At 62.1% G+C, this 1,123-nt stretch carries 2 protein-coding genes; both read left to right on the plus strand.

Translation table 11 applies throughout. The annotated features are described in order from the left end of the window. On the plus strand, positions 1-426 hold a 426-nt coding region (locus ACYVOK_RS35895; RefSeq protein ID WP_460667081.1), incomplete at its 5' end, for a hypothetical protein. 89 nt (positions 427-515) lie between these two features. Further along, the gene (locus ACYVOK_RS35900) at positions 516-929 is read left to right on the plus strand and encodes a hypothetical protein (protein WP_460667082.1); all 414 of its coding nucleotides are present in this window, start codon (positions 516-518) and stop codon (positions 927-929) included. Positions 930-1,123: the final 194 nt, after the last annotated feature.

Raw genomic sequence — 1,123 nt, forward strand, 5'->3', positions numbered from 1 at the left:
GCTGAAGGGCCGACCCGTGACCGTGACGATTGGCAGTACGACTTCGAACGCTGGTGTCGGGGACATGGCCGGGTCGTGGAACGGAAGCGACCCAACCGGAACGGAACAACCAGGATCGCATCCTTCGAGGGAACGCCAGCGCTCGTGGCCTTCATCGTCGATTGGATCGGGCTCGAATGGCTGGAGCGCGCCATGCATGGGTCCGCCGGCATTCAGGCGCCAACGGACGTGTCAGCCGTCTTCGTTCAGCTTCAGGAACTTCTGAGCCTGACGCACAAGATCGATGCCCGGACGAGAATCGCGGATTTCCGGTTTTGGGCGGCGGCGCGGGCGACGCTGGGTCTCGACGTCCCTTCCACCGAACTTAAAACAGGCAACTGGGATCACCTCTTCGGTCAGGACCAGACGAACGCTGTCCGGGAGTGAGACGATGCACCGCCAGCACAGGTCTATCGGAATGCGGACGCCCATCCGGTCCTGTCCTGGGTGCGATCAATCGTGGAAGTCTCGGCATGATGCGTAGGTATGCTCTCGGGCTCCTGATCCCCCCGGCCATCATGTTGGCCATCGGCTGGTACCTTGTGCACACCGGAGACCTCGACGGTCTCGGGTTCTTGGCCTTTCTCGGCACGCCGGCCGCCGTGTTGGTTCTGGCGTGGGCCGCGGTCGTGGCCAATGACATCGCCAACCGGTGGAGTGAAAGGCGACCGCAGCAAGTCCGTTCAACCAAGTTCCTGTTCTACTATCCTCTTGCGCCGGCCTTCTATCTGCTGGTGGGCGGGGGCGCCCTGTGGGTTGGCTACATCAATGAGGCGTATTTTCTCGCCGTAGCCGCGTCTCCTGCGGCGGTCCTGACCCTGGCCTGGCTCGCCGTGCTGGCCAATGAGGTCGCCAACAGACGCAGCGCAAGACGCCAGCGCGACGAGTGACGGCAAGCCCCTGTGATCAGATCGAGAACCGCAGCGGGCCGAACGCTCCGTTCACTCAGTGTCAGTATCAAGGCTCCTAATCGCCGGCAGAATATCCGTGATGTCGATGTCGCCGCGGATAAACGCTTCGAAGATCGGATCAGTTGTCGGGTCCCGTTCAATGCCGGCCATGAGGTTATTGTGATGGGCTGCCT

This window comes from Kribbella swartbergensis (assembly GCF_054784135.1).

Excerpts from the sequence above, each read along its gene's own strand:
- ACYVOK_RS35900 (WP_460667082.1), top strand. The coding sequence starts at position 516 with ATGCGTAGGTATGCTCTCGGGCTCCTGATCCCCCCGGCCATCATGTTG.